The following is a 25,523-nucleotide window of genomic DNA, read 5'->3' on the forward strand; positions in this document are numbered from 1 at the left end:
GGACGAGCCGACGAACCATCTTGACGATGCCGCGACCGCATATCTCGTCAGCGTGCTCACGGCGTGGAGAGGGCCGCTACTTATTGCCAGTCAGGATCGGGCTTTCCTTGATGAGACGGCCACGTCGCTGCTCGACCTCGACCCGTCGCCACTCCCGCACACGGTCGCGGGGCCGCTGGTTGACGACGGCACGGGAACCGGGATCGGCCTCACCCGCTTCACCGGCAGCTACAGCGACTACCTCGCCGCACGAGCTGAAGCACGGCAGAGATGGGAACGGTGGTATCGCGATGAACAAGCCGAGCTTTCCCGGCTTCGTGCCGCGGTAAAGGATCAGCAGATGGTGGGACACTCGGATTGGCGCCCGCGTTCCGAGGTGCGCATGGCGAAGAAGTTCTACGCTGACCGCAACGCGCAGGTCATCTCTCACCACCGTCAACGCGGCTCTGAAAGATCGGTTCCCGGCCACGTCGCTCAGCATCAGCCGAGGCGAGAAATGGCTCATCACCGGCCCGAACGGATCAGGGAAATCGACCTTGCGCGGCCTGCTCGCCGGCACGCTGAAACCAAGCAGTGGGCAGGTCACGCGCACCCCGGTGGACCGCGTACGGCTGCTTGCGCAAGAAACCGCGCTACCTGACCCCTACGATCGCGGTCCTACACGCACGGTGCTCGACGCTTACACAGATTTGGTCGGTGCGGAACGTGCGGCACGGGTGCCGCTGAGCACCTTCGGGCTGATCGCTAGTCGAGACCACACCCGACGTGTGCAGGAACTCAGCGTCGGCCAACAACGTCGTTGCCCTCGCGGTAGTGCTGGCTGACCCGCCAGAGATCCTGCTGCTGGATGAGCCGACCAACCACTTTTCGCTCAGCCTCGTCACCGCACTCGAAGATGCACTCGTCCAATACCCTGGCACCGTCGTCGTTGCCTCACACGACCGGTGGCTGCGCAAACGATGGCAGGGTCAACGGCTGACACTCCCTGAACCGTGCTGACAAGCACAGTGCACCGAATCGAGGCGCAACTGCACCTGCAGCCAGAACCGAGCACCCGCTGTGCCGTCGCCAGCCCAGATGGCGAGGATGGCGTGGCCCGATTCACCGTGACGCCCTTCACGGCATGGAACGGGGGTTACGGACTTGCCCCGTCAGGGACCATCACCACGATCACGTCGACGAAGATCACCGGATAGATCGCATTCAGCGGTCTGCTCGCCCATTGGGTGGGTTCCGCCGGTGGCCTTCTCCGTGATCTGGCTGATGGTGTGTGTGGAGGCCGTCGTCCCACAAACCTCGTCGAAGTGTGTGACGATCTCACCAGTCATCAACCCGCACGGTCACCAACAGCACGGTCTGATCGATCCCGTCCAGACGGCGCTTGCGCTTGGGCACGATCACCTGAGCCCAAGACAGCAACAAGGCCCGAACCGAAACCATCGAGGATGGCAAGGGTTCGGGCCTTGTGGTGGGGTGGAGCATAGGGGATTCGAACCCCTGACCTTCTCATTGCGAACGAGACGCGCTACCAACTGCGCCAATGCCCCAACAACGCGGTTACGCTACCACATCCGGGCAACCCGCGCCACGGGCGCGACTCAGTCGACAAGGACCTCGTCAGCTCCGGACTCTTCCTGCTCCTTGGCGACGTCATCAAGGGCTGTGCGCATGTCCTGGACCATCGTCTCGATGTTTGACGGACCCTTCTGCGGTCCACCTGCAACACGACCGTCCACGCCCAGCAACCATGCCGTCGGGTATCCGTGAACCTCGAAGACCAAGTTGGCGGACCCGCCCTCGTCGACCAAGGACAGCGGGCGCAGCGACTCCGGAAGTGCCTCGCGAGCAGACTCGCCCATCACCAGGCATCGCACGTCAACCTCGGGCAACAGCGTCATCCATCGTGGAACTTTCGCCATCAGTGTCTCACACGGGCTGCAACCGGGAGACACGAAGAGCAGCAAGGCCGGACGCTGTCCCACCAGGCCGCGCAGGGTCGTGGTGCGTCCCTCGGCATCCGTCACCGATGCCAGCGGGATCGGCACAGACTCGTAGTCGGCAATCTCCTCGTCGTCATCCTCCTCGGCCACCTCGTCGACCGGGCGGTAGAGCACCGTCGCGAGGACAGCGGCGGTCAGCACGGCGGCAAGCCACCACCACAGATCACCGGCCGAAGCCTTGATGATCCTCTCGACGGCCGGACGACGGTCGTCAATGGCCGCGATGAGGGCCAGTACCGATGCTGCGACCAGCAGGACGTTGCGCATGATGGTTCGGATCCCGACGTCACCGGGAGCCAGATCGCCAAAACAATGACAGTCCACCGGATCGGGAATCGTCACGACTGCCCGAATGATGATGCCGAGGTAGAGGCAGAACAGCGCGACAGCGCAGGAGGCGACGACGATTCCGAACACCCCACCGACGATGAGCAGCAGGGCCCCCAGCACGATCTCTGCCCAGGGCAGCATGGACAGTACCCCCGACGGCAGTTGCGAACCGGGGAGGCCGAGTGCGTCGAGGGCATCACTGACTGTGTCGTGAGACTGAACCTTGCTGCCCCCCGAGACGAGGAGGACAACCGCGGCAAGCACCGTGCACAGCGTCAGACCGGAAAACACGGGTGCCATTGTGTCATCTCATCTGGCCTATGTCAGAACCGAGCTTCAGGCCGAGGAGGCTCGAACAATCCCCGAGGGACCCTCACGATCCTGCGAGAATGCCTGCTGGTCGTCGGAGGCTTCGATCTCGGTGACGACGGGGGTGTCGACCTGGCCTGGAACCGGGCCAGGAGCGGACAGGTCGATGGTGCGAACGGTCCGAGCACTCAACGGCGTCGAGACATAAGTCGGAGCGGTGACGACGACGTCGTCCCACAGCGAGCCCTCCGGGGCCGTCACCGGAGGGTTGAGGTCGATCGTCCAGGAGGTGGGCTCGTCCTCGGTGCGAAAGGGTTCCGTCTTCACCTCCAGGACTACGGTGTCCTCGTCCCATCCCCTGTCGATGAGGGCGTAACGACGATCAAAACGCTTCGCCATCGCCACCACGGACCACCGCGCCAGGGCGAAGAATCCGACCAGAAGAAGGGCGAGGACCGCCACCAGCCACCACGGCGTGACGTCGGCGATGGCAAGCACCGTGAAGAGCACCGTCAAACTCAACAGCACCAACATCGTGGTCATCCGACGCTTGGCGGCCACCGCCCAGGATCGCCTCACGTCGCGACGGGCGTACGACCTGGTGTACGGGGTGGACAACTCCACCTCGGGGCCGTCATCGGTCGTGTCGGGGGTAACTGTGCAGGAGCCTCGGGAGACCACGTTCATGGTGTCCGGGAAGTCCTCGTGCGCGTCATCGGGCACCTCTTGAGAACGTCGACGGTTGACGACCATCGGGACGAGATAGGCGATCCATCCCACGAGGACGATGGCGATGAGGACGGCTTGTACGGCTTGCACGAGTGACACGCTACGGGGGCTCCTCGGCGTGTCGCGTGGACCACACGCGGAGTGTCGAGAAACGAATTACAACGGCGTGGTTCGGTCCTCGTCCTCCACCATCGGCGACCCCGGAAGAAGGTGGTTGGCGAGGTAGTGGCACAGGACGCCATCGGGGTAGTCGTCGGCCAGCAGACGAAACACCCGGTGATCGCGCCATTCACCGTCAATGTGCAGGTATGCAGGCCTCATCCCTTCCTCCGCCATGCCGAGTTTCTCCACCACGCGCAGGCTCTTGGCATTCTCGGGACGAACGCAGATCTCGACTCGGTGCAGCCCCATCACTTGGAAGAGGTAGTCGCACGCCAGCGCCACCGCTGTCGGCGCCACACCCTTACCCGCATGGGCGGACGCCACCCAGTAACCCATCGAGCATGTCATGGCCGATCCCAAGGAGACCGACGACACCGTCAGCTGTCCGATGAGTGGCGTCGTGGCACGGTTGACGGTTCGATGATCGGGCCATCCGTCGTCCCAGCCGATGGCCCACGGCAGGCTGCTGCCTTCCTTGGCACGCTTGCGGTTTCTCAAAACCATCGTGAGATACCCGCCAATGCGCTCGTGGGACCCCGGTGGTTTCGTCGCCTCCCACGGGCCGAGCCACTGCCAGTCGAGTTCACGCGTGGTTGTCCACCTCACCTCGTCGGCTCGCCGGAACGGACGCAACACCACCCCACCGGCTTGCAGGGTCACCGGCCAGTGATGGTGACGTGGCATCGTCACTCCCCACGGCAGACGAGATGAGGTCATGCCGTCACCTCAACCACCAGCACACCAGTGGCATACCGGTCGGAACCGGCTCATCGCCCGCCCCGACGACGGCGATTGCGTCAGCCATCGACAGGTCGACGGCGTGGGTGACGTCACCCATTCCCGCTCGTGAGAGGACCGGACGACCTCCGACTCGAGCCAGGCGCACCGGGACGAAGGTCGTGGAGTCCGGGTGACGGGCAATCGGCCGATCCGTCTCGGCCTTGAATACATCAGCCGGCGGCAGGCCTGACAGCTTGCGCAGCAGAGGTTGCACAAAGGCCATGAACGAGATGAGAGCTGGCCCGGGGCCTGCTGGCAGGACGACTAGGGGGACCAAGCTCGGGTCGATGAGGGCGAATTCCTGATTGGCCCCCGGCTCCATCGCCACCCTGGCGAAGTCAGTACCCCCCATTCGTGGCAGTACCGACGAGACGGCGTCCTGCTGACCAACGACCATGCGATCGCTGGTGGCCAGGACGAGGTCCGCACCGCGTACGGCATCGGACAGCAGCCGTGTCAACTCACTGTCGCACGAGGTGTTGGTGGAGATGACGGTGACGTCGGCGTCGAGGGCGCGGGTGGCGGATTCGATAGCTGCAGCCGTGGCATCAAGGGAGGCAATCTCTTCGGCGCCATTGGCGCGGGCTCGCCTCTCGATCTCCTCACGCTGGCCCTCATCAGCTCGTACCGCCACGATGACGACCTTGGGACGCGGTCGGACGAACACCTCGTCGATACCGGCTGAGGCCAGCATTGAGATGATTCCGGGATGCAGGATCGTCCCATTGCGTACCAGGACCTCGCCTGTTCCGTAGTCCGACCCTGCGAGACGAGCTCCAGCCCACCTCTTGACCGGAGAGAACAGCACGATGTCGCCATCGGCGTCGAGCAGGTCCGGTGGGAGGACGCAGTCGGTACCCTCTGGCAACAGCGACCCAGCCATGACGCGCACAGCGGTGCCCGGGGTGACTGGAGTGGGAGGGCGACGATCGATCTGGATCTCCACGGAGCCGGAACGCCCTGCCATCTTGGTGGACGCAGAATCGAGGGCATAACCGTCAATGACAGCCGTCGTCACCACGGGCACGTCATGAGGTGCGTGGATGTCCTCACACACCGCCAGCCCCACAGCCCGCGGCACATCCATGGCGACTGGTGGAACGGCCTGGACGAGGCTGCACAAGTAGTCGCGATGATCGACGATTGACCGACGCCCGGACATGTCCGTCTCGGGCGCTCCCGGAAGGCCGAGAGGTTCCTCCTCGGGCTCCGGGGCATCGATCTGCTTCTTCCTGTGGAACAAGGCCATGGCATCACCCTAGAGGTCATGGCGCGGTCTGCCCGGCAGCGACTCGGCCAGGGCGTAGCATGAGGGAGTGATGACGCACCACAGCCCCGCCAGTGAGGACCCCTCTGATCCTCGGCTCGGCAAGGAGGAGCTCCGACGGCGCTGCCAGGCCCGCCGGGCAGCCGTGGACCACCAAACCAGGATCAGCAGGGACGACCGCCGCACCGAGCACGCCATGAGTCGGCTGCTGTGGGCCCACAAGGTCGCCCTCTACCTGTCTCGTGGGGATGAACCGGACACCGTGGGACTGGCCGACACCCTCGTCATGATGGGAAAACAAGTCCTGGCTCCAGTGTTGACCGACGGCCACGGTCACTCCCTGCATGAACCAGCGTGGGCGTGGTACGACGGTATGAACGTGCGTACCGGACTGTGGGAGATTCCCGAGCCGGTCGCTGCTGTGTTGCCGGACTCGGCCATCGCCGAGGCCGAGGTTGTGCTGTGTTCGGCCTTGTTGGTCGACCGGACGGGCTACCGGGTCGGCGTGGGAGGCGGCTGGTACGACCGTGTCCTCCCCCAGCGAGCCCCTGGGGTTCCGGTGTGGGCGGTCGTCAATGATGACGAAATCGTCGACGAGGTTCCCCATGATCCATGGGACGAGCCGATCACCGCTGCTCTCGCTCCCACTGGCCTGCACCTGTTGGGCCAGTGAACGACGCGGAATTTCCTGGTACCCGACAGCGCGCCTATCATTCGACAGGCGCCTGACACCGATCGGGCCGGAACGAGGAGATCATGCCCACCTACCAATACCGATGCAACGACTGCGACCGTGACCTCGAGGTCGTGCAGAAGTTCAGCGACCCCTCGCTGACTGTCTGCCCCACCTGTGAGGGCGAGCTGCGCAAGGTCTTCAGCGCGGTGGGAGTGGTCTTCAAGGGGTCGGGCTTCTACTCCACCGACAATCACACCAAGGCAGGCTCCACGGCGGCCACTGCCGGGAGTTCGTCCTCCTCCGATTCTTCCTCGACGAAATCCGAGTCGACGTCGTCCTCGTCATCCTCCTCGACGACGAAGACCTCCGACAACGCATCCTGAGTGACGGGTCCTGGCAGGGCGAGAACCTCCTGTGGACGAAAACTGCCCTGTGGACAACTGAACGATGTCGTCTCCTTCGGCGATAACTGTGGGTGTGAGACTGACATCGAAAAACTCCCAGGCCCCTCGAGAATCGACCCGTAAGCACAAGACCACCGCGCGACGGCGTCTGCATGTCCTCGTCGTCCGTCATCGACGCGGATTGGCGGCCCTTCTCGCCGCACTGGCCGTGTTGCTCGTGGCCTCCCCCGGAAAGGCCATGACAACTTCCGGTCGAGAGGTCATCGTTGCCGCCCATCCCATCGAGGGCGGACGCACCATTCAACGTTCCGACCTACGTAGCGTCCGAATGGATCCTGCCGTCCTACCGCATGAAACAGCGACCCTCGCGCAGGTGGAGGGTCGCCAAGCATCAGCTCGTATCACTGAGGGAACGATCCTGACGGCATCAGCCGTGCTGTCCGGCTCCAGCGTCGGAACCGGAAAAGCCTTGGTGGGGATTCATCTCGCCGACTCGTCAATGGTCGGCATGCTGCAGGTAGGCCAACGGGTATCTGTCGTCTCACCTAGCGAGGACGGAACACCGCACATCCTCACCCGTGGCGCAATCATCCGTAGCCTGCCCACCAGCGGCGGTGGACTCGCACAAGGTTCCCCGTCCACGGAATTGGTGGTGGTGTCTACTGGATCGGCCGATGCCGCGGCGATCGCTGTGGCTGGCCAGGGGCAGCCCTTGGGACTGGTTGTGGAGTGAGTTCGCATCTGGCGAAACAGCGGAAACGGTATTAGCCGCACCTCTGATGTCCCGTTACGGTTCTCAACGGGCCCGAGAACATCGGGGCAGTACCAACTCGAAAGGAGACCCGTGAAGGGATTCAAGGACTTCCTGATGCGCGGCAACCTCATTGAGCTCGCTGTGGCATTCATCCTTGGCGGCGCGTTCTCCACCGTCGTCAAGTCATTCACCGCGGTCATCATGGATCTATTCGGCAAGGTCGGGGGCACCCCGAACTTCTCCGGTTGGGTCCCGGGCGGGGTTCATGTCGGTGCCTTCATCACCGACGTCATCTCCTTCTTCGTGATGTCCTTCGTCATCTACTTCGGGCTCATCAAGCCCGTGGAGATCGCAACGAAGAAACTCAACCACACCGAGGAGGAGCCGGCGGCTGCCCCCACCATCGCCGATCTCCTCATCGAGATCCGCGATGAGCTGCGCTCCCGTCCGATTCAGTGACCTGACTCAGTGCAACACGCTGTGTGGTGGTCGTTCGGACAACAGACGAGCCTCGTCAGGCCCGATGACCACCGCACCGCGATGCACTGTCGAGCTCAACCCGTCCAGCCCGGCTATCCGACGCGTCTGGGCGAGCACCGCTCCATAGCGGGCGAACTCAAGTCCGGAGGCCAGGTCGTCGGGGAGCGAGTCGGGCCACGAGCGTCCGGTCTGTTGACATTCAGCTCGCCGCTGCGTCAGTCGTGAGGCCGGCCAGCCCTGCTCGGCCAGCCAATCCACCAGGTCGGCGGCCTCCCAACCTGGCCCGTCAGGGGCGGTAAGCCGCTGTCCGGTGAGGGCCGCGGCCACCGCCTCCCAACATTGCTGATCAGATGTCACTTCTGACCTGAACGCTCGCCGGTGAGCACGGTGCCGTCAGGGATCCTCTGAGGCCTCTCGGTGCTGAGGGTGGCATCTGTCTCGACGACGACCCCCGACCCGAAGGTCCAGTCTCCCCTGACCGTGAGAGAGGTGGCCTTGCGCAGCGACGGCGGCTCCGGGATGCGATCGTTGAAGTCACTGACCTTCTTGTAGAACTCCTTGTCAAGGTCGATGGCGCAGGTGTCGTCAGTCATCTTGACCAGGTGAGCGGAATCATCAAGGTCGTACACGTCGGAGCGCAGCAGCAGCAGCTCATTGGTCGTCTTGACCGGCAGGAACCGGGAGCGATCCACGCAGATGCAGGTGGCGCCCTCGAAGACCTCGATGGCACCACCCATGGCGGACTCGATCTGAATGACCGGGGTTGAGGAGGAATCCTTTGGGTCGACGGTCTTGTCGTTGCGGATGATCTGCAGACCCATCACGCCGTGACGCTCGTCGAGGACCTTCTTGAGGGCCTCGAGGTCGAACCACAAGTTATTGGTGTGGAAGTAGGGATGACGGTTCTCGTCGGTGAAGTACTCCATCTCCTCATCGGCGGTCTGGGCGGTGTCGCGCAGGATGAGCTGACCGTCGGACTTGCGTACGGCCAGGTGGCCACCCTTCTTGTCGTTGATGGTGCGATGGCACAACTCGGCGGCGTACGGGGCGCCCGAGGCGGCGAACCAGCCGGCCAGACGACCGTCGGGAACCGCCCCCAGGTTGTCGCCGTTGGACACCGAGGCGTACGTGAACCCAGCGTCCAACAGCTTGTCGAGCACACCGGATCCGAACAGGGCGGTGTAGAGGTCCCCGTGACCCGGCGGGCACCACTCCAGGGAGGGGTCCTTCTCCCACTCGACCGGGGTGAGAGTCTCGGCGTCGAGCTTGGGCTCCTGATTTTGCAGAAAGTCCAGGTCCAATCCCTTGACAGCCAGATCCGGGTACTTCTCAAGAACCTTGAGGGTGTCCTCACGAGTGCTGAAGGAATTCATGAACATCAGCGGCAAACGGGCGCCGAACTGCTTGCGAGCCGACAGCACCTGAGTGGCGATGATGTCGAGGAAGGACTTCCCGTCTCGCACCTCGAGCAGGGACTTCGCGCGGTCCAGACCCATCGAGGTTCCCAGGCCACCGTTGAGCTTGATGATGACGGTCTTGTCGAGCGCCTCGGCGGCCTGCTCCTCACTGACCTCGACGTCGTCGAGCATCGGCGGATCAGTCATCGGGGAGATGGTGTCCTCGCGGATGAGCCCGGTGTCACCGGTCTCGAGCTGGTGATAGTAGGAGGTGAAGACATCAATGGCGACGGGATCGACACGTGCCTCGGCCATCTTCCGGCGCGCAGCTTCAAGTCCTTCTTCGCTCATTGTTGCTCCCTTGCTGGTAGACAGACGTCACCAGTCTATCGAGGAGGCTCCACCGGCACGGTGGAGCATGCCACCCCGATGTGGTCGGGGTTGGTGGGTGAGGTTGGCCCTTCCCACCACACCGGACTAGGCTGGTGTGGCCCTTTGTGGGCAGGGCCCCGTAGCTCAGGGGATAGAGCAGTGGTTTCCTAAACCATGTGCCGTAGGTTCGAATCCTATCGGGGCCGCCCTCAGGCGTAACGCCGTTTCATGTCGACCTCGATCTCCTCCAATGAGCGTCCCCTCGTCTCCGGCATCACCTTCACCAGGATGAGCGCGATGACGAGGTTGGCAATGCCGTAGGTGAGGTAGGTTCCGGCACCTCCCAAGTCTGCCAGCATGACCGGGAAGGTCCAGGTGATCGTCGCGTTGGCCAACCAGCCACAGAAGACCGCGGCACCATTCATGGCTCCACGCATCCGGGTCGGGAACATCTCGCCGAGCATGGTCCACACCACCGTGCCGTTGGTGGACTGCACGATGAGCATGAACAAGCTCATGAGAACGAGCACGAGGATGGGTGCCCACTTCGGCACTCCCGTGCCCATCTGGGGAGCGGTCGCGAATCCAAAGGTGGCAGCGATGCCGAGCAGACAGACACCGACGGCGGTCACGTCGAAGATCAGTAGGTGACGACGATCGAACCGCTCGATGAGCCACAGGCCAGCGCCGGCGCCGATGACGGACATGACGCCGTTGGCCACCTGGGCGATGATCGAGGCCTGGGTGCTCATACCGGCGAATTCCAGTACCTTCGGCGCGTAGTACATGACGGTGTTGACGCCAGTGGTCTGGTTGACTGCGGCGAGGAAGATCCCCACCAGCAGCAGCCGTCGGGTCCAGCGCAACTCCACGACAAGGGCCCATTGCTGACGATGAGTGAGCCTGCCGCCCGCACCGTGGAGCTCGACCATCTCGGTGATCTCGTCAACGAGCGGTTCGTCGACCCCCTCCTCGCGAACCTGCTTGAGGCAGGCGATCGCCTCGCTGAGCTGACCATGGCTGAGGTGCCAGCGAGCCGACTCGGGCATCTTCCTCATGCCGATCCACAAAGCGATGGCCGGCAGGGTGCAGACCACGAGCATCCAGCGCCATGCACCGCCGGATCCAGCGGACACCGACAGCTGGGCGAGGAAGGCATGGAATGCCTCGTCACTCATCGTCCCGCCGTGGGACGTCGTCAGGGCCTGCAGCTTGTCCCAGGAGTAGGTTCCGGGATCGAGCCGACCGGACGGGTCGGCGGTCACCGTCAGGCTCGGGCCGCCGTGTGCCGCAGAAATGGCGGCATTGACGGAAAAGGCCAGCAGCTGACCGAAGACGATCATGAACTGGTCAAGAGCGACGATGCGACCACGCATCCGCTTCGGAGAGGTCTCCGACAGATAGACCGGCACCGTTGCCGAGGCCGCACCCACGGCAAAGCCGAGCACCACCCGGAAGGGATACATCACCCACATACTGGGAGCCACGGCTGTGCCGAGGGCACCAGTGATGAACAGGACGGCGAGGGTCAGCAGGTTGTGCCGGCGTCCCCAGCGATCGCTCATCATGCCGCCTACGAGCCCGCCGAAGGCCGCACCAAGGGTGAGTGTTCCCCCGATGGCGCCTTCATGGCCCACCGTCAGGGCCAGGCCGCCAGCAGCATGTGGCAGGTACATGAAGGGTAGCGCGCCAGAGATGACTCCGGTGTCATAGCCGAAGAGCAGGGAGCCCAGGGTGGCAACTGCCGCCACCACACCGACACGGCGCTTCGGGCCTGCCGGTTGCGTCGTTTCGACGAGCTCGGCGACCTCGGCTCTCGATGTCACGGACAGCTCCTATGAACGGGATGTCGCACCGACGCACCACTGGGCTCGGCACCGCGACCCGACCGGCAGCCATAACTCAATCACGTATGACACGAAGAAGGCCGACGGCAGGACGTTACCATCCTGTCGTCGGCCCCCGTACCCGCACACAGTGGCGGGAATGAGAAACCCCGATGTCAGCCCTGCTTCTGGGTCTCAGCCTGCTTCTTGAGATCCTCGACGTCGATCCCCTTGACCTTCTCGATGAGCTCGTCGAGCTGACGGCCCTGCAGCAGGCCGGACTGACGGAAGACGAGGTACCCGGCGCGGAAGGCCATGATCGTCGGGATGGAGGTGATTTCCAGACCGGCGGACAGCTCTTGCTGGTCCTCGGTGTCGACCTTGGCGAAGGTCACGTCGGTGTGACGCTCGCTGGCGTCCTCGTAGATGGGCGAGAAGCGCTGGCACGGTCCGCACCAAGATGCCCAGAAGTCGATGAGGACGACATCGTTGGAGTCGACGGTCGAGGAGAAGTTGTCCTTGGTCAATGCGACGGTAGCCACGTTGTACCTCCCGGTAATTGCTTGGGTTCGGTCGACCGCAACGCCGTGGCGCCTCGGCCCATGTGTGATGCAACAGCGTCAGGTGCTGGTGTATTCCCAATGTGCCAATCCGTATTCACCTGGATGTCACGCGCCTTTCAACTCGGCAATCGCCGTCGCTCCCAGATCACGCAGCAGGTGACCGGCACGCACGGGCCGCGCGGCAATGACCGACACCACACGGGACAATCCCGGCAATGCCTCGTCGGAGACGTTGACGTCGTAGCCGGGAGCCGCGGGGTCCAGCATTGGGTTGGACCCGTCCGCCCACTGCTCGTTGAGCTTGTTCCAGGTCGTCACCCAGGCATTGCCGATCTCGCTGCCCGACGGCACCCCGAAGAAGTGACCCACCGGGGCATGATGGCGCAGGGCCACCAGACCGGATTCCTGAAAAATACGGGCCAGACGCACCCGGGAGTCCAAGGCCCGGCGTTCCTCCGATGTACCGGCGAGCACCCACTGGCACGGGTGCGGACAGGTGATACCGACGTCCGGACGCTCACCGACATCAATAGTGGCGTGGTTCATCGCGCATACACCCAAGGCTTCGCCCAACCTGGAATGGAACTTGTCCAGGTACGAGGTGTAACCCTCCTGGTCACCCTGAGCAGCATGGAGGCTGCGTCGAGCCGTTGCATTCATGGCCGAGGTGTGGGCGCAATCCTGACCGTCGCCTCCCCACTTCTCCCCCACCTTACCGGGCAGGGTGAGCGGGTCCCCGCCGTCTCTGAGCACCGGCTGCCAGGCCAGCTGGCCCAGGTACTCCCCCAGGATGTGGCAGGTCACGACAACCTGCTGGGGCTCCTCACGGTGCATTCGGATGTCGAGGACCTCGAGCATGAGCTCGTAGAGGGGCACCAGGTCTCCCAGTGCTCCCCTCACAGTTGCCCGCGGATGATGCGGAAAACCCGCGTCAGTGAGCCGGGACCGCAGGTCAGCAGGCAGAGGATCCCCGATCTCCTCGAAGTCCTCGGCATCAAGGGCCAGGACCCTGCGGGCCACCGCCGTCACCGCAGCAGCCTGCACCAGGTGGGGATCGTCGCATTCGGACGCCCGCGCCATCCGCAACATGGAATCGGCGGTGTCATACCAACCCGCCTCACAGAGCGTGACGATCTGGTTCAGATCTGGCAGCTGACTGGGCCACAGGGTCTGGGGCACACTCATCGCGGCATCGTCACCGCGATTCAGCAGTTCTGGACGACGAACAGACCGGAAAGGACCTCGGGATCGACGACGACCGAACCGTCCGGACCCGTCAAGCGGATGCCGTCGGCATCATCGTCGACCTCAATGCTCCTGCCCGGCAGCAAACCAGCGGCGTAGGTGTCGGTGAGATTACCCTCGGTGGCCTGGAAGAACTCCGACAACCGGGTGACGGTCACGCTGACCGGGCAACCGGCCTCGGCAATGATCTCGTCAAGGGGCTTGGAGTCGTCGCGGAAACGCGCGGAGTCGTCCGGGCGACGACCGATCTGCTCGGGAGGAAGGGGGCAACCGTACGGAGAGACATCAGGGTTGTCGAGGATCTCGGTGAGATGCTTCTCAACCTCACCGGAGATGACGTGCTCCCAACGGCACGCCTCGTCATGGACCAAGTCGGGTCGAAGACCAATGACCTCGGTGAGCAGGCACTCAGCCAGACGATGTTTGCGCATCACCGTCTCGGCCACGTCATGGCCCTCCTGCGTCAATGAAATCGAGCGGTTCGCCCCGACGACCACAAGACCGTCACGTTCCATACGAGCCACGGTCTGGGAGACGGTGGGGCCCGACTGGTGCAATCGCTCGACGATACGAGCTCGGCGCAGTTCGACACCCTCCTCGAGCAGCTCGTAGAGAGTCCTCAGATACATCTCCGTGGTATCAACGAGCTCACTGCTCACGGTGCACCTCTTCCCCGCCCTCACAGCCGAGGGGCGTCGCTGGCCACCTGCCCACCGGACAGGCTGTCTGACAAAACGGTCGGGGCGTCATTGCTCACGCCCGAGTGACCTCCCGTCATGAAGTTTAGTGCTCAAGTACCTGCGATGACCGTCAGACGGACTCACCGCGACGGATGACGCGAACCAGATGGCCCTTCTCGTCGGTGAGGCACATGTCAGCCCAGTGCCCCTCCTCCAGGACGCCGACCTCGTTCAAACCGTGGAGTTCGGCCGGTGTGGTGGCTGCCATGACGGCGACTTGGCCCAGCGGCAGGCCCACGACAGCAGTGACGAACTCGACCGCGCGGCCCATCGTCAGAGTGGATCCTGCGATCGCTCCCAGCGAACCGTCGGCGGCCAGCAGTCGGGCGCGACCATCCACGACCTTCACCGGCAACCTGCCCAGGATGTAATCGCCGTCAGGCTGACCGGTGGCACTCATGGCGTCGGTGACCAGGGCGATGCGCTGCGGTCCGGCAGCCAAGATGGCCATCCGAATGACGTCGGGCGCCAGGTGCACACCGTCACAGATGAGCTCGCAGACCACACGCGAGTCAGTGAGCATCGGCGGAACTGGACCGGGCTTGCGGTGATGGATGGACGGCATCGCGTTGAACAGATGTGTCATGACGTCAGATCCAGCGTCGACGGCAGCGCTGGCAGTGATGTTGTCGCACTCGGTGTGACCGATGGCGGCGTGCACCCCGGCCTTGGTGAAGGTGGCGACGGCCTCCAAGCCGTGCTCGCGCTCCGGGGCGATCGTCACCATTTTGAGAGCAGACCCGCCTACTGTGATGAGTCGGTCCACCGACGCCGGGTCGGGATCACACAAGAGCTCGACGGCGTGGGCTCCCTTGCGCGATTCGGCGAGGAAAGGCCCCTCGAGGTGGATGCCGGCGATCTCGTCGTCGTCCATGAGCTGGCGGAGTCGCCCGATCTGGTCGACGACGTCGCCAATGGCAGCGGTCACGGTGGAGGCGAACAGGGTGGTCGAGCCCTGACTACGGTGGTAGTGGACGGCCCGCAGTGCGGCGTCGCGATCAGGATCGGTGAAGTCAGCACCGGCGCCACCGTGGCAGTGGGTGTCGACGTAACCGGGCAGGATCCACTCGTCGACGAGCTCAGCCTGCGGATCGATGCCCTCGCCGACCTTGATGATGCGTCCGGCCTCGACGGTGATCGTTGCCGGTGACTCACTTCCGTCACGGGCGACAACGTGGTGTGAAGCAATACGGCTGATCATCGATGCCTCCTTGGCAGCGGGTTTTTCCACATACTGTCACATGGCCACAGCGTGAACTCGGGCTTCGTCCGGCCCAGGATCTGCGAGGATCAGAGCATGGCTGAGCCAAGGATTCCCAGTGACCTCCTGCCCTCGGACCCCCGTTTCGGGTGTGGCCCGTCCCGGATCCGACGGGAGGTGGTGGCCAGTCTGTCCGAGCCGGGATCGGTGATGGGTACGTCCCATCGCCAACCACCTGTTCGCCATGTGGTCGCCGCGATCCGCGAGGAGCTCTCCACCCTCTACGACCTTCCGGTCGGACACGAGGTTGCCCTCGGCAACGGCGGAGCCACCCTCTTCTGGGACATGGCGACCGTCTGCCTGGTGGGGAAGCGCGCCGCAACTGGCGTTTATGGCGAGTTCACGAAGAAGTTCTCCTCTGCTCTGCAGAGGGCCCCCTTCCTCGCTGATCCGGCAGTTTTCCAGGCCCCGCCCGGCAAGCTTGCCCTGCCGCAAGCCCTCGGAGAGATCGATGCATATGCGTGGGCTCACAACGAGACCTCCACCGGGGTCATCGCCCCGGTCCGTCGACCGGATGAGATTGACCAGGATTCCCTGGTTCTCATCGATGCCACGTCAGCCGCCGGAGGAGTTGCTGCAGACGTGGCGCAGACCGACGCCTACTACTTCTCACCGCAGAAGAACCTGTCCTCGGACGGCGGATTGTGGCTCGCAATTCTGTCACCAGCAGCGATCGAACGCTCGGAACGACTGACTGGCTCGGCCCGCTGGGTACCGCAGATGCTCGATCTCAGCGTCGCGGTGAAGAATTCCCGGGCTGATCAGACCCTCAACACTCCTGCGCTGGCCACCCTCGTCATGTTGGAGGCGCAGTGCCGCTGGCTGCTGGACAAGGGCGGCATGACGTGGGCGGCATCCCGCACCACGTCGACCTCGGGGATCCTCTACCGCTGGGCGGAGGACAACCCGCTGACGGCCCCGTTCGTCACCGATCCGGCGCTGCGCAGCCCGGTGGTGGTGACGATCGACATCGACGAGTCCGTCGACGCCGTCCGGCTGTGTGCCCGCGCCCGCGAGAACGGGATCCTCGACATCGAGCCCTATCGCAAACTGGGCCGCAACCAGATTCGGGTGGCCACCTTCAGCTCGATCGAGCCGGGCGACATCGAGGCGTTGACGGCCTGCCTGGATTGGCTCCTGGAGCACCGCGACTAACGGTGTCGCCAGGTGGTGTCCTGGGAGCGGTCGTGCAGGAAGGTCACGATGCCGGCGCACAGCGCCACCGCGACCGCTCCCAACACCGCGATGAGGGTGCCCGAGCGCGCCTTGGAGGTGGGCTTTCCGGTGGCCTGAGTTGCCCCTGCCCTGGAACTCGGAGTCAACGAGGGGGTCGGCGAGATCGAAGTCAGCTTCGTCGGGAAGTCAATTCCCTGTACCTTGCTGCCCGAGGTCGCGACCTCCAAGGTCTTCTGAGTGGTGTCGGTGGTGATGGCCTGCCCACCCGAGAACGCCGCGTTGGCAACCGTCTTCCAGGAGTAGGCGTCAACGACGCGAACCTCATGGTCGGTCAGCATGGCCATCCGTGACCCGTCCGGCAGGAAGGTGGCGTCCTTGACCCCAGCGGGGGCGTCGGCCACCTTTTCCAGGGGGTTGGACTCCGTGCGGCTGACCTGCGGGCCGCCACGGTAGATCGCCGGGTGGGGGCCGTCAGTGATGATGTAGAAGGTCCCCTTCGGGCTGACTGCCAAGGCCTTGGCGTCGTGGGCGCCGTCAGGGTAGGTGAACATCCACTCGTAGTAGGTGGATTGACTGGCGGCCGTCGCGGTGGGAGACATCACTCGGATGCCGCGACGCGTGGCCTTCTCGTCACCGATGTCGGCGACATAGAGGACTCCATTGGCCCATGACATCGCCTCCACGTCGTGGAAGGCCGGGTCCCACTTCACCCGATGGACCTGCTTACCCGTCTTGTCGAGGGCAAGCAGGGAGCGGACCGTCGACGGAGAACCATCGGTGACCCAGTACCAGTCGTTGTCGAGGTCGGCGGCCATGCCCACCGGATTGCCGAGCTCCTTGTCCGTCGTGACGGTGAGATCGACGGCGGCAGCGGGGCCAGTCGAAAGCCCCCAGGCACATCCCAGGGCCACCAGCGCACTCACGCAGCGGGAACGTCGGGTCCTGGATCGTCGGGTCACGAAGAGACATCCTGCCATGCCGGATCGACCTGTGACAGCAGGGATCCCACCACGACGAGCAGTACGAGGATGATGAGAACCCCGCTGATGGTGTGCTGCCTGGGGCGTGGATTCATGGATTACACCTTATGCTGACCTCGTGACGAATAACCTGTTTCCATGGGTGGGTTGAGACTCAACACCATCGCGATCGACGAAGTTCGCGACATGTTTGAGGCTGACGAGGGACTCGCAACGAAGCTACGCACATGGACCGAGGCCACTTTCAGCGTGCCCGTCCACCACCATCGTCGATCAGGGTGGCACAGCCCGTTCCACCCGCTCTACAAGCCCAATGTTGAAGACCCGATGCTGCCGGTGGGATGGCCAACTCCCAATGACGTCGAAGACCTGGTCCGTGGCCGTTCCATCGAGGCTGATCGTCTGGGCCGCTGCTGGCGACTCGTCAATGAGTGGCTGACCCACCTGTCGTGGGGATGGACCGAGATCCCGATGTCGGTGGCACGGCTCCATGAGCTCAATTCCGATCTGGCGGCTGTCGGCCTGCCCAGCACCTGTGCCATCGAGCGGCTCATGGTCAAGGATCCGCGGATTCCGCTACGACCGGCACCCGGCATGAGGATCGGCCATGCGAGCACCGAGCAGGTTCTGACAACTCGGCTCGGACTGACTGGCGTCGTCGACAAAATACCGGTCGAGCGGCAAGGTGAAGGTGACGCCGTCCTGGGTTTCCTCAACTCATTCCGGGGTGGATGGACCTCGCCGGCGACCTGGGGCGTCCGGCGCCAGGCCTCTTGGTGGTCTGGCAACCGGACACCGTCAGTGGGCTTCAACCCACCAGCCTCACATCTGGCCGAGCAGTCTCATGAGCAGCGACTGGGCGAAGTAGACCACGAAGAGGGCCGCAACAACCCACAACAGCGGATGGATCTTGCGCGCCTTGCCAGCGATGGTCTTGGTGATGCAGAACATGATGAGGCCGGCGCCAATACCCGTGGTGATCGAGTAGGCGAACGGCATGAGCACCATGCCCAGGAAGGCCGGAAGACCCTCCTCGACGTGCTTCCAGTCGATGTGGGTGACCTGGGCCATCATGAGGAATCCGACGAAGACCAGCACTGGTGCGGCCGCCTCCGAAGGAATGATCGAGACGATCGGCGCGAGGAACATCGCCAACAGGAATCCGATACCGGTGACGATGGAGGCGATACCCGTTCGGGCTCCTTCCCCCACGCCAGCAGCGGATTCGACGTAACCGGTGGCCGACGAGGCCGAGCCGAGACCGCCAGCGACGGCAGCCAGGGCGTCGACGACGAGGATCCCCTTGAGGTGCTCGGGATTGCCGGTCTCGTCAAGGATGCCGGCCTGGTCACCGATGGCGACGACTGTTCCCATGGTGTCGAAGAAATCAGCAAGCATGAGGGAGAAGACGACCAGCAGGGTTCCCAGGAACACTCCGACGCGGAAATGCCCGTCAGCCAGGAAGCCGCCGAACAGGTCGACGTGACCCAGCAGGCCCAGATTGGGCAGGCGGAAGTCAGCTGCTCCGGGCAGCCGCGGAACGTTGAGGGCCCAACCGGTGGGGTTCTCCTCGCTCTGTGGTCCAAGGTGCGCGATGGCTTCGATGATGACACCGAGCAGCGAGGTACCAATGATGGCGATGAGCATGGATCCCTTGACGTGACGCTGGTGCAGGACGACGAGAAGCAGGAATCCGAACAGGCACAGGAAGATCGGCCAGCCCTCCAGACTGCCGCCGACGCCCAGGGTGACCGGGGTGCCGGAACCGCGGCGGACGACGCCGGAATCCACGAAACCAACGAAGGCGATGAACAGGCCAATTCCGACGCTGATCGCCGAACGTAGGGAGTTCGGGACAGCCCGGAAGATCATTTCCCGGACGCCGGTGAGGACGAAGATGAGGATGAGGGCGCCTTCCCAGACCACCAGGCCCATCGCCTGGGACCATGTCATCGTTGGGGCGACGACGTAGGCGAGCAGAGAGTTGATGCCAAGGCCAGTTGCGATACCCATCGGGAATCGTCCCCAGATACCCATGGCTATCGTCATGACCGCGGCCACCAAGGCGGTAACGGCCATGACCATCATCTTGTTGTCGTCAATGGCAGCCGTGTTGAGAGTGGTGCCAGCGGCGTCGAGGAACTTCGGGGCACCGTTGAGGAGCTTGCCGTTCTTGTCGGCCGCGGTACCGATGATGAGAGGGTTCAGGGCCAGGATGTAGGCCATCGTGAAAAAGGTGACGATGCCGCCGCGAACCTCGCGGGGTCTCGTCGATCCTCGTTCTGTCAGATGAAACCAATTGTCGAGTCTTGCTGATGCGGTGTTGCTGGACACGGGGGCATTCTAGGGATGAGATGTCACGGCAGCGTTGCAGGGCATTACGATGGGATCGTGGCGAACCAGCGTGAACACCTGCTAACCCAGGCCAATGTCGCCCCCGTTGACGAGAACGGGGTGGCGGTCGGCATCGTGGGAACCATCGCTTTCGCTGTGGCGTCCATCGTCTGCTGGATCATGCTCGACCGCCTCACCGGAACCGGCTACCGCGACTGGCTCTGGATCTGCCTGACGGGCACCGCTCTGGGTATCGTCGGCACGGGATACTGCTGGTTACGATCCCGTTGCTGAGCCGCTCCACCGGAGGCTCACAACTCAGTCGAACAACGAGTCGTCGATGGAGATGGTGTCGAAGACCGGCTCGGGCAGTTCGATACCGCGATGCTTCTCGACGACGTCGGAGTGACCGCCACAGCCATGATCGACGTGGACCACTGAGCCGTCAGAGGGCGAGAATTCATTGGAACACACCCCGAAGACCCGCCCCAGGGAGTGCTGCAGGCGCACGAAGTAGCCACAGGTGACGCAGCTGGCAGGGGCATGACGACTCATGGCATTGTCAGGGCCGCCCTCACCGGTAAGCCAACGCTCAGCAGTGACGTCACGACCCTCACGCGACAGCACACGCTCACGGCCCAACCCCAACTCGGATGCCACGGCTCGGGTGGCAGCCCACTCGGCGGGATCCTCGTCGGCGGCGAGCTCACCACCGGTGTGACCAGGCTCCAGGCGTGGATCATTGTCGGCGGTGGGCATGAGGGTGCCGGCGGTGATGTCCCCGGCACGCACTCGGTCGCGCCACGGCACCCACTCAGGGGCCAACAGGGAGTCGTCGCCGGGAATGAGGGTGACCTCATTGACGGTGACGTTGCGTCCGCGCAGGGCGCGCGCCATCGTCACGGCCCACCGCCAGCCCCGGTATCCCGGATGCGGGCACTCGAAGAGGTGGGTCAGGACGCGCTCATCCTCGACGATCATCCCGACGTGCTCACCCACTCCGAAGTCACCCGCCCGACGTTCGGCCGCTTCCCGGGCCTGGTCGACAGCCTTCGCGATCGTCGCGTCAGTCTTGATGGCCCGGGTCGCAGTGCGCGGCTTCGACGTCACCTGTGTCATCACAGCTCCAACTCGTCGGCAACAGCACGAAGCATCTTGGCCACCGCGCCGGCGGTGCGCGGATCGGGGTGACGTCCGTGCCGGTAGCCATTGCCCATCTTGTCGAGCATCTTGATGAGGTCCTCGCAGATCACCGCCATCTCCTGTGGCTGCTTGCGACTCACCTTGGACAGCGAGGCCGGGGTCTCGACGATCTGCAGGGACAGGGCCTGCTCTCCTCGACGTCCCTCAACAACCCCGAAGTCAACCTTCTGACCGGGTTTCAGGGTATTCACCCCTGCGGGCAAGGCGGAAGCGTTGACGTACACGTCACCGCCGCCGTCCTTCGTCAGGAAACCGAACCCCTTGGTGGCGTCGTAGAAACGCACCTTTCCGGTTGGCATCTCTGGCTCACTCCTTCTGGTCATGACGGTCAATGGACCGCCCTACAAGGCTACAGCCTTGTCGACGGTCCACCACTCACAATCCTTTCACGGCCCGACGGGAAGGTTCCCGGCAGGTCAGGAGCATCACGCTGACGGGTCTCACATGACGCCGGAGAGATCACCCCGCTGCCCATCAGCCCACCTGAAGTAGTCAGCCATCGTCAACTTGGAGGCTGCGGCCTCATCGGCGATCACGAGAACATGGGGGTGGAACTGCAGAACCGAGGCCGGGCACATCGCCGAGACCGGACCCTCAATGGCTCCGGCGAGGGCATCAGCCTTGTTGGCACCGACGGCCAGCAAAACGACATTGCGGGCGTCCATGATCGTCCCAAGTCCTTGGGTGACACAGTGACTGGGAACTTTCTCACCCTCCTCGAAGAAGCGAGCATTGTCAGCCTTGGTCCGCTCGGCGAGGGTCTTGACGCGAGTCCGCGAGGACAGCGAGCTGGTCGGCTCGTTGAAGCCGATGTGGCCGTTGGCCCCGATACCGAGGATCTGGACATCGACGCCGTCAGCCTCCTTGATCGCCTTCTCGTAATCCGCGCATGCCGCGTCGAGGTCGTCCGCCATGCCGTCGGGAGTGTGCACATCAGCCGGGTCCAGGCCGAGCTGCTCGGTGACGGTGTGTCGGATGGTGGCTGCGTAGGAGCGCTCGTCATCAGCAGGAAGACCGACGTACTCATCCAGGGCGAAGGCGCGCAGACCGGTGAAATCGGCCTTGCCCTCCCCAGCGAGAGCCACCAGCGAGGAGTAGGTCGTCAGCGGAGTCGATCCGGTGGCAACTCCCAACACCGGTGTCTTGGCCCGGGCCAGAACCTTGGCAATACGCTCGGCGGCAATCCGTCCGACGGCCTGCTCGTCAGCGCAGATGATGACCTCCATGTCGGCCCCTCCCTCACATGCGCGGCCACACCGCGCGTCATAGTCGTGTCCGGATCAAGATTATGACCCGGTGAACATTCCTGGACGATCACAATCATCACCTGTAAGCGTTGCGCACACTCTGAGCACACTGCGTGGCCAGCCCTACCCCTTACCATGGAGCCCTACCCCTTACCATGGAGACATGGCACAGAGCACCGACATGAGAGCGCCCATCGACGTCGTCGGTTCCCGTCCTGCTCCGAGTGCCTTCCAAGCCCCGCGGGTCGCTCCCCTCGAAACCCCGAGCATTCCGGCCAACCCGGCTGCCGGGAAGCCATCGATCGCTCCCCGTGGTTATCAGAGTGGGAACTACCGTCCGCTAGCCGAGCTGATACCGCAGCGTCGACGCAGCCACGAACCGCATGAGCCCTTCTCCACCCAGGCAGGACTGACTGGCCCTCGCATTGAGCATCGGGACCCACGCGAACCCATCCGCGCCAGCCGGTTGACCAGTAACTCCTCGACCTGGGCAGCTCCGTCGGAAGCCCCCGTCTCGACGACTCCCCCGCCGCGTCTCAAGACTGTTCGTATGCCCCGTCGGCTTGATCCGCGCATGCCCGCTACCGCTGGTAGTCGGTCCTTCATGGACCTGTGTCGAGGGCTGGGCTGGTCGTGGATCGTCGTGCTCGCCCTGGGATGCGTGTGGTCCCCGCTGTCGATACCGGCTCTGCTCCTCGCATGGTGGCTGGCATGGCGTCACCCCTTCGCTGCCGGACGCCTCAACAAGGCTCTCACCGCTGTGACGGTCGTCGTCATCATCGGTGGTGCGATCGAGTCGCCGGTACGAACCGTACTGGCCCAGTTCGCATGGATGTCTCGCCTGGGATGCGTCGTGATGCTCGCGCTCGGGTTCATCCTCATTGATCGTCAGCTGACACCTCGAGAGCCGAGGTCACGTTGATGAGTGCGGTTGATGAACCGACGACCCTTGCCTCCACGATTCGGGATCTGGATACCCAGGGACTCTCTCGACTGCTGACCCTGCGTCCTGACCTGACGAACCCCACTCCCCGTGACCTCGCTGAAGTCTCTTCGCGGGCTGGTACCCATGCCTCCATCAATGCTGCGATTTCCAGCCTTGACCAGTGGCGACTGAGGCTGCTGACCGCCTTGGCCGCACTCGGAGATCTCACACTGGCTGAACTGACTGACGCCATGTGCCAGGGATGGCCGACCGAGCCCGACACCATCCGTGCAGACGTCGCGGACGGCGTCTCCGATCTGCTCGACATGGCTCTCGTCCTGGAAGGCTCCGGCCACCTGCACGTCATTCAGGTCGTCACCACTCACCTGTCCGAGTACCCGGCCGGTCTGGCACCGGTCTCCGCCATGCCCATGGGTTCCGACGAAGTAGCCGAGAGACTGGCTTGCGCAGGCCCCACGGCGCGCGCCGTGGTGAAGCGTCTGGTGTGGTCCCCCACCGGGCACGTCCCCAATGCCCGACGCACGGTGATGCCCGAGACTGCGACGACCCCCGTCGAGACAGCGCTGGCTCACCGCCTGCTGCGTCCCCTTGACGACGACACCGTCATCCTGCCCCGCGAGGTGGCCCTACCCCTGCGCGGGAATCGTCTCTTTGCCGAACAACCCAGCCCCACCCCACCGGCATGGCCTGAGCCCCGCCAGACCACCCTGGTCAACCGTGCCGGCCTTGGGACGGCGCTGGAGGCGGTCAGCGCGATGTCCGCCCTGTTGGAGGGCGTCGAGCGTCACGACTGTGCTCTGCTGGCCCGTGGCGGCATGGCCAAGCGAGACGCCCGCACCGTGCTGTCGCGAGTGGCACCGGGCAACGATGGCTGGGTACATCTCGCCGTCGCAGCAGCTGGCGGATTCATCGGGGCCGACGGACGAGGCTGGCTACCCACCTCGCTCGCGGACCGCTGGCGCACTGATTCATTGTGGGGTCAGTGGGTGAGCTTGCGGGATGCCTGGAGACGCATCCAGCAGCTTCCCGGCACCCTGGACAACACCCTGGACGCCCCATCGCCGGCAACCGCCCGAGCATGGCGACGCCTCGTCCACGAGGAATTGAGTACATCTGAACCCGGAACTCCCATCGAGGCTGGCCTCCTCGCCGACCGCATCCGGTGGCGTCAACCGGGCACCACGGTCGATGACTCCTTGGTCCAGGCTGTCCTTGACGAGTGCCAGGTGCTGGGAATGATCGCTCTGGGGGCACGCACCGATCTCGTCGATTCCCTCACCTGTGCTGGCATGCCGGAGCGCACCGACGAGGTCATCCTTCAGTCCGATCTCACCGCTGTCGCTCCCGGTCCGCTGACCCCCGACACCGCCGCTGACCTGGCTCTGCTGGCTGACCGGGAGTCCACCGGCATCGCCGGCGTACGGCGATTCAACCGGACCAGCCTTCGTCGCGCCCTGGACGCCGGATGGACTGGGGAACGCGTGCGTCAGTGGTGGACGGATCACTCCCTCAGCGATGTTCCCCAAGGCCTGCTGGTCCTCCTTGACGACGTCGTACGTGACCACGGCCGGGTGTCAGTGGCCGCCGCCGGTGCCCTGCTGGAGGTCGACGACCCGGCTGCCGTCGAGGCGATGTTGCGCAGTTCGCTGGCCACCGATGTCGGACTGCGTCGAGTCGGCCCGCAGGTACTAGTGGCCCAGGCAGAACCTGACCAGGTACTGGCAGGCCTGCGCCAGTTGGGAATGTCCCCGGTGGCCCGCGATTCCCATGGCGACGTGTTCTCGGCTCCCCCGCCACCACGTGCCAAGGTCGATGCCCCCACGTCAACGGATCCGCACGCCGATCCGAACGGCCTTGCCGCGTCGCTGCTCAACAACAAGGGCCGCGGGTTCTCGGATTGCCGTCAGCTTCTCGCACAATTGCACCAAGCCCAACAGGAGGGAGCGTGGATGCAGATCGAGCGAGTCATCGACGATGGCACTGCGGTGCGTCAGACGGTGCGGATCATGGCAGTCGCAGCAGGAGCAGTACGCTGCGTCATCCGTGGTGGCGGCGGGGTGGCGATTGTCCCGGTGTCCCGGATCACCTCCTGCCAGCCTGCCTGACCAGGCCGGTCCGCCCCGGCATGGGTGTTGTCCAGGTGGCCGCCTGAACAAATCTGTACCGCACAGCCAAGGGTCATCAGCATTGGTGCCATCGTCGTCGCCCGCTCCCTGGCTGTGGCGATCTGGCCCGAAAACGCCATCGCTGCCAGGTGCGGTGGCAGGCATGTCCACTGCGCGCACGATTGCCACACGAGCTCCGACACCGCCCACCTCATCGGGAACAAACACGAGCCATGG

At 64.2% G+C, this 25,523-nt stretch carries 27 protein-coding genes, 2 tRNA genes and 2 pseudogenes; 13 read left to right on the forward strand and 18 right to left on the reverse strand.

Features of this window, described 5'->3' with window-relative positions; genetic code table 11:
* Positions 1 to 52: 52 nt before the first annotated feature.
* The 3 genes and pseudogenes from ACUCCZ_RS08360 to ACUCCZ_RS08370 all read left to right on the forward strand — a co-directional run.
* Positions 53 to 274: pseudogene (locus tag ACUCCZ_RS08360) on the forward strand (ABC transporter ATP-binding protein); the annotation flags it as partial.
* A gap of 229 nt (positions 275 to 503) precedes the next feature.
* Positions 504 to 824, forward strand: a complete 321-nt coding sequence (locus tag ACUCCZ_RS08365) for an ATP-binding cassette domain-containing protein (RefSeq protein WP_435917373.1) — start codon at positions 504 to 506, stop codon at positions 822 to 824.
* A 168-nt stretch (positions 825 to 992) separates the two neighbouring features.
* Positions 993 to 1,196: a hypothetical protein gene (locus ACUCCZ_RS08370; protein ID WP_435917117.1), complete on the forward strand. Its 204-nt coding sequence runs from the start codon at positions 993 to 995 to the stop codon at positions 1,194 to 1,196.
* A 121-nt stretch (positions 1,197 to 1,317) separates the two neighbouring features.
* On the opposite strand, the gene ACUCCZ_RS08375 is transcribed toward ACUCCZ_RS08370, so the two are convergent.
* From ACUCCZ_RS08375 to ACUCCZ_RS08400, 6 genes are all read right to left on the reverse strand, one after another.
* Positions 1,318 to 1,440 carry a hypothetical protein gene (locus ACUCCZ_RS08375; protein WP_435917118.1) on the reverse strand — a complete coding sequence of 41 codons (123 nt, stop codon included), beginning with the start codon at positions 1,438 to 1,440 and terminating at the stop codon, positions 1,318 to 1,320.
* A 34-nt stretch (positions 1,441 to 1,474) separates the two neighbouring features.
* Positions 1,475 to 1,547 (reverse strand) — tRNA-Ala (locus tag ACUCCZ_RS08380).
* Between the two features lie 51 nt (positions 1,548 to 1,598).
* On the reverse strand, positions 1,599 to 2,630 hold the full coding sequence (locus ACUCCZ_RS08385; RefSeq protein ID WP_435917119.1) for a TlpA family protein disulfide reductase: 1,032 nt from the start codon (positions 2,628 to 2,630) through the stop codon (positions 1,599 to 1,601).
* A 36-nt stretch (positions 2,631 to 2,666) separates the two neighbouring features.
* Positions 2,667 to 3,458: a hypothetical protein gene (locus ACUCCZ_RS08390; protein ID WP_435917120.1), complete on the reverse strand. Its 792-nt coding sequence runs from the start codon at positions 3,456 to 3,458 to the stop codon at positions 2,667 to 2,669.
* A 66-nt stretch (positions 3,459 to 3,524) separates the two neighbouring features.
* Positions 3,525 to 4,184, reverse strand: coding sequence for a GNAT family N-acetyltransferase (locus tag ACUCCZ_RS08395; protein WP_435917374.1), 660 nt, complete (start codon positions 4,182 to 4,184; stop codon positions 3,525 to 3,527).
* A gap of 67 nt (positions 4,185 to 4,251) precedes the next feature.
* Positions 4,252 to 5,559, reverse strand: coding sequence for a MoeA family protein (locus ACUCCZ_RS08400; RefSeq protein WP_435917121.1), 1,308 nt, complete (start codon positions 5,557 to 5,559; stop codon positions 4,252 to 4,254).
* A gap of 181 nt (positions 5,560 to 5,740) precedes the next feature.
* Between ACUCCZ_RS08400 and ACUCCZ_RS08405 the strand changes: the two genes are divergently transcribed.
* From ACUCCZ_RS08405 to mscL, 4 genes are all read left to right on the forward strand, one after another.
* A complete protein-coding gene (locus ACUCCZ_RS08405) occupies positions 5,741 to 6,250 on the forward strand; it encodes a 5-formyltetrahydrofolate cyclo-ligase (protein WP_462981571.1) in 510 nt (169 codons plus the stop codon).
* Positions 6,251 to 6,333: 83 nt separating this feature from the next.
* Positions 6,334 to 6,636: an FmdB family zinc ribbon protein gene (locus tag ACUCCZ_RS08410; protein ID WP_435917123.1), complete on the forward strand. Its 303-nt coding sequence runs from the start codon at positions 6,334 to 6,336 to the stop codon at positions 6,634 to 6,636.
* Positions 6,637 to 6,730: 94 nt separating this feature from the next.
* Positions 6,731 to 7,390 (forward strand): SAF domain-containing protein, encoded by a 660-nt coding sequence (locus tag ACUCCZ_RS08415; RefSeq protein WP_435917124.1) that lies wholly within the window; start codon positions 6,731 to 6,733, stop codon positions 7,388 to 7,390.
* Positions 7,391 to 7,501: 111 nt separating this feature from the next.
* On the forward strand, positions 7,502 to 7,870 hold the full coding sequence (gene mscL, locus ACUCCZ_RS08420; protein ID WP_435917125.1) for a large conductance mechanosensitive channel protein MscL: 369 nt from the start codon (positions 7,502 to 7,504) through the stop codon (positions 7,868 to 7,870).
* Between the two features lie 6 nt (positions 7,871 to 7,876).
* On the opposite strand, the gene ACUCCZ_RS08425 is transcribed toward mscL, so the two are convergent.
* The gene (locus tag ACUCCZ_RS08425; RefSeq protein ID WP_435917126.1) at positions 7,877 to 8,248 is read right to left on the reverse strand and encodes a hypothetical protein; all 372 of its coding nucleotides are present in this window, start codon (positions 8,246 to 8,248) and stop codon (positions 7,877 to 7,879) included.
* A complete protein-coding gene (locus tag ACUCCZ_RS08430; protein WP_435917127.1) occupies positions 8,245 to 9,639 on the reverse strand; it encodes a UTP--glucose-1-phosphate uridylyltransferase in 1,395 nt (464 codons plus the stop codon). Before ACUCCZ_RS08430 ends, ACUCCZ_RS08425 begins: the two co-directional genes overlap by 4 nt.
* A gap of 154 nt (positions 9,640 to 9,793) precedes the next feature.
* On the opposite strand from ACUCCZ_RS08430, the gene ACUCCZ_RS08435 reads away from it, so the two are divergent.
* Positions 9,794 to 9,866: transfer RNA gene (locus ACUCCZ_RS08435), tRNA-Arg, on the forward strand.
* Between the two features lie 3 nt (positions 9,867 to 9,869).
* On the opposite strand, the gene ACUCCZ_RS08440 is transcribed toward ACUCCZ_RS08435, so the two are convergent.
* From ACUCCZ_RS08440 to ACUCCZ_RS08460, 5 genes are all read right to left on the reverse strand, one after another.
* Entirely contained in the window at positions 9,870 to 11,486 is a 1,617-nt protein-coding gene (locus ACUCCZ_RS08440) for an MFS transporter (RefSeq protein ID WP_435917128.1), read from the reverse strand.
* 176 nt (positions 11,487 to 11,662) lie between these two features.
* Positions 11,663 to 12,046: a thioredoxin gene (trxA, locus tag ACUCCZ_RS08445; protein ID WP_435917376.1), complete on the reverse strand. Its 384-nt coding sequence runs from the start codon at positions 12,044 to 12,046 to the stop codon at positions 11,663 to 11,665.
* 108 nt (positions 12,047 to 12,154) lie between these two features.
* Positions 12,155 to 13,234: a hypothetical protein gene (locus tag ACUCCZ_RS08450; protein WP_435917129.1), complete on the reverse strand. Its 1,080-nt coding sequence runs from the start codon at positions 13,232 to 13,234 to the stop codon at positions 12,155 to 12,157.
* A gap of 20 nt (positions 13,235 to 13,254) precedes the next feature.
* Entirely contained in the window at positions 13,255 to 13,977 is a 723-nt protein-coding gene (locus ACUCCZ_RS08455) for a metal-dependent transcriptional regulator (RefSeq protein WP_435917130.1), read from the reverse strand.
* A 127-nt stretch (positions 13,978 to 14,104) separates the two neighbouring features.
* Positions 14,105 to 15,235: an N-acetylglucosamine-6-phosphate deacetylase gene (locus tag ACUCCZ_RS08460; protein ID WP_435917131.1), complete on the reverse strand. Its 1,131-nt coding sequence runs from the start codon at positions 15,233 to 15,235 to the stop codon at positions 14,105 to 14,107.
* Positions 15,236 to 15,331: 96 nt separating this feature from the next.
* Here ACUCCZ_RS08460 and serC point away from each other — a divergent pair, with 96 nt between their 5' ends.
* Positions 15,332 to 16,450 (forward strand): phosphoserine transaminase, encoded by a 1,119-nt coding sequence (serC, locus tag ACUCCZ_RS08465; RefSeq protein WP_435917132.1) that lies wholly within the window; start codon positions 15,332 to 15,334, stop codon positions 16,448 to 16,450.
* On the opposite strand, the gene ACUCCZ_RS08470 is transcribed toward serC, so the two are convergent.
* Positions 16,447 to 17,286, reverse strand: a complete 840-nt coding sequence (locus tag ACUCCZ_RS08470) for a hypothetical protein (RefSeq protein WP_435917377.1) — start codon at positions 17,284 to 17,286, stop codon at positions 16,447 to 16,449. The two genes, serC and ACUCCZ_RS08470, sit on opposite strands and share 4 nt — an antisense overlap.
* A 303-nt stretch (positions 17,287 to 17,589) precedes the next feature.
* Here ACUCCZ_RS08470 and ACUCCZ_RS08475 point away from each other — a divergent pair.
* Positions 17,590 to 18,299, forward strand: a pseudogene (locus tag ACUCCZ_RS08475) (hypothetical protein).
* On the opposite strand, the gene ACUCCZ_RS08480 reads toward ACUCCZ_RS08475, so the two are convergent.
* Positions 18,274 to 19,677 carry an NCS2 family permease gene (locus tag ACUCCZ_RS08480; protein WP_435917378.1) on the reverse strand — a complete coding sequence of 468 codons (1,404 nt, stop codon included), beginning with the start codon at positions 19,675 to 19,677 and terminating at the stop codon, positions 18,274 to 18,276. The pseudogene ACUCCZ_RS08475 and the gene ACUCCZ_RS08480 sit on opposite strands and share 26 nt — an antisense overlap.
* Positions 19,678 to 19,800: 123 nt before the next feature.
* On the opposite strand from ACUCCZ_RS08480, the gene ACUCCZ_RS08485 reads away from it, so the two are divergent.
* Positions 19,801 to 20,079 (forward strand): DUF2530 domain-containing protein, encoded by a 279-nt coding sequence (locus tag ACUCCZ_RS08485; protein ID WP_435917133.1) that lies wholly within the window; start codon positions 19,801 to 19,803, stop codon positions 20,077 to 20,079.
* Between the two features lie 24 nt (positions 20,080 to 20,103).
* Here ACUCCZ_RS08485 and ACUCCZ_RS08490 read toward each other — a convergent pair whose 3' ends face one another.
* From ACUCCZ_RS08490 to nagB, 3 genes are all read right to left on the reverse strand, one after another.
* Complete coding sequence (locus ACUCCZ_RS08490; protein WP_435917134.1) at positions 20,104 to 20,904, reverse strand: DUF3027 domain-containing protein; 801 nt, start codon at positions 20,902 to 20,904, stop codon at positions 20,104 to 20,106.
* Positions 20,904 to 21,287 (reverse strand): cold-shock protein, encoded by a 384-nt coding sequence (locus ACUCCZ_RS08495; protein ID WP_435917135.1) that lies wholly within the window; start codon positions 21,285 to 21,287, stop codon positions 20,904 to 20,906. The genes ACUCCZ_RS08490 and ACUCCZ_RS08495 overlap by 1 nt, the downstream gene beginning before the upstream one ends.
* A 141-nt stretch (positions 21,288 to 21,428) precedes the next feature.
* A complete protein-coding gene (gene nagB / locus ACUCCZ_RS08500) occupies positions 21,429 to 22,214 on the reverse strand; it encodes a glucosamine-6-phosphate deaminase (protein WP_435917136.1) in 786 nt (261 codons plus the stop codon).
* Between the two features lie 571 nt (positions 22,215 to 22,785).
* Here nagB and ACUCCZ_RS08505 point away from each other — a divergent pair.
* A complete protein-coding gene (locus ACUCCZ_RS08505; RefSeq protein WP_435917380.1) occupies positions 22,786 to 23,157 on the forward strand; it encodes a hypothetical protein in 372 nt (123 codons plus the stop codon).
* A complete protein-coding gene (locus ACUCCZ_RS08510) occupies positions 23,157 to 25,286 on the forward strand; it encodes a helicase-associated domain-containing protein (RefSeq protein ID WP_435917137.1) in 2,130 nt (709 codons plus the stop codon). Before ACUCCZ_RS08505 ends, ACUCCZ_RS08510 begins: the two co-directional genes overlap by 1 nt.
* Positions 25,287 to 25,523 lie beyond the last annotated feature (237 nt).

The organism is Cutibacterium nasicola (assembly GCF_052654715.2).